Source organism: Tannerella forsythia, from assembly GCF_003860135.1.
Taxonomy (GTDB): domain Bacteria; phylum Bacteroidota; class Bacteroidia; order Bacteroidales; family Tannerellaceae; genus Tannerella; species Tannerella forsythia_A.
On sequence record NZ_RQYN01000104.1, the window covers coordinates 1 to 2,131 of the forward strand.

At 48.2% G+C, this 2,131-nt stretch carries 3 protein-coding genes; all 3 read right to left on the bottom strand.

What is annotated here, in order from left to right:
• Positions 1-583 (bottom strand): leucine-rich repeat domain-containing protein (locus EII41_RS14355; protein WP_411292612.1); only part of this gene is annotated, 583 nt, incomplete at its 3' end.
• A 105-nt stretch (positions 584-688) separates the two neighbouring features.
• Complete coding sequence (locus EII41_RS14360; protein WP_124790982.1) at positions 689-1,252, bottom strand: leucine-rich repeat domain-containing protein; 564 nt, start codon at positions 1,250-1,252, stop codon at positions 689-691.
• Between the two features lie 217 nt (positions 1,253-1,469).
• Entirely contained in the window at positions 1,470-1,727 is a 258-nt protein-coding gene (locus tag EII41_RS13425; RefSeq protein ID WP_124790983.1) for a WG repeat-containing protein, read from the bottom strand.
• Positions 1,728-2,131: the final 404 nt, after the last annotated feature.

Sequence of the window (2,131 nt, forward strand, 5' to 3'; positions counted from 1 at the left end):
GATTCAGCGTCGATTGTTCGGTCGTGACACGGACGGTGCTGCCCGATGTCTTCTTATAATACAGTCCGCCGGCTTTGAAGTCGTAGTAATTTTGTGCCGGTCCGCACGTCTCCGTACCCGTAGTCGAGATAATGGATTCATTATCATATTGCACCTCCCAGTTTTTGCCGATAGCGATTGAGCCGGACGAGGCGATTACGTTGGCATGCTGCGGATCGGATGCATCCTTGGCCGGCCTGATTGTTCCATAGGATAATCCCGAACGGTTAGGCAGCGAGCAGTAGAGCTGATTGAGCGCGGCGGTGGAGAAGTTGTTTCTGAAGCAATCCAACTGCTTTAATTGGGTACATCTGCTCACATTAAGGGCGGTGAGTAGGTTTTCGAAGCAACTCAACCACATTAATTGAGTACATCCGCTTACATCTAAGGCGGTGAGTTGGTTTTCGAAGCAATGCAACTGCTTTAATTGGGTACATCCGCTCACATTAAGGGTGGTGAGTTGGTTTTCGTAGCATTGCAACGACGTTAATTGGGTACATCCATTTACATCTAAAGCGGTGAGTGGGTTTTTGTAGCAATACAACTTCGTTAATTGGGTACATCCGCTCACATTAAGGGCGGTGAGTGGGTTTTCGAAGCAATGCAACCACATTAATTGAGTACATTCGCTCACATTAAGGGCGGTGAGTTAGTTTTTGTTGCAATACAACGTCTTTAATTGGGTACATCCGCTTACATTAAGGGCGGTGAGTTGGTTTTCGTAGCAATGCAACGTCTTTAATTGGGTACATCCATTTACATCTAAGGAGGTGAGTTGGTTTTTGTAGCAATACAACGTCTTTAATTGGGTACATCTGCTCACATTAAGGGCGGTGAGTTGGTTTTTGTGGCAATACAACCCCTCTAATTGGATATTATGAGCGAAGTCGAGGGCTGTCAGCCAGCTGCCATTCTCCATACATCCGAACCCGATGATATCGCCATAGACGGTCATGGTCGTGCCGTCGGACTTAAAGGTTTGAGTTTGATTCCATGAAGAACCTACGGTTACATCTGTGCTTTTCGATCCGCTTACGACACGTACGGGCGTATTGGCAGCCGCAGCCTGGAATCTCAGTTTGATGTCTTGGCCGGATTTTACGGTCAGGGTGATATAACGGTTCATGTTTACCCCCTGCGCCATGGCGGTGCCGGCAGCTATCGCCATCCAAAAGGCGATGATCCAAATCGATAATTGTTTTGTACGCTTCATGATTAATTAATTATTAATTGTCAATTGTTATTCTTTACTACTCTGACTACTCTGACTACCTTTACTACTTTACTACTTTTTTTACTATTCACTTTTCGTTCCTTTGTGTCCTTTTCGTTCGAAACGTCGGCGAGGGAAGGGGCGAACACAGAGGTTCGCCCCTACATTGAATGAATTGTTATACTTTACTACTCTGACTACCTTTACTACTTTGCTACTATTTTGCTTCTTTTTTCACTATCCTGAAAGATAATACGCCCCATTGGCCGTTACGTTTGACTGCCGCTTTCCCCTCGGAGAAATCTTTGCTCTTATCATATTGAGATGAGATGGTTTGCCGCATTTCGTATGTTGTTTGGTACATCACCGTATCTGGCGGAACGTTTTTCGCTTCGGGGATTTGCGCATACGCGCTTTTACCGGCGGTGAGCATCGTCAGCCCCGCCACGATCAATGTATATGTCATCTTTTTCATTGCTTTATTTTTTAAAATATTGTTGAAACGTCGATGGCGTTGTTGCCATACGTTCTGTCCTTTTACGATTGTTCTGTCTTTTACCCTTTGCAGGGAGACCACCCCTCCAGAGGAAGGGGAGGCCACCCCGGTCTTGCAGACCACCCCTCCAGAGGAAGGGAGACCACCCCGGTCTTGCAGACCACCCCTCCAAAGGAAGGGAGACCACCCCGGTCTTGCAGACCACCCCTCCAAAGGAAGGGAGGCCACCCCGGTCTTGCAGACCACCCCTCCAGAGGAAGGAGGCCGCCCCGGTCTTGCAGACCACCCCTCCAAAGGAGGGGAGAGGCGTGTACCGGCTTCCCCTCTATAGAGGGGTGCCCGTCAGGGCGGGGTGTCCGTTGCTCTTTCAGAAGCGTTGCTCT

What these genes read in the sequence shown, in the direction of transcription:
- EII41_RS14360 (WP_124790982.1), bottom strand. Translation starts at nt 1,252, where the DNA reads ATGAAGCGTACAAAACAATTATCGATTTGGATCATCGCCTTTTGGATG.
- EII41_RS13425 (WP_124790983.1), bottom strand. Translation starts at nt 1,727, where the DNA reads ATGAAAAAGATGACATATACATTGATCGTGGCGGGGCTGACGATGCTC.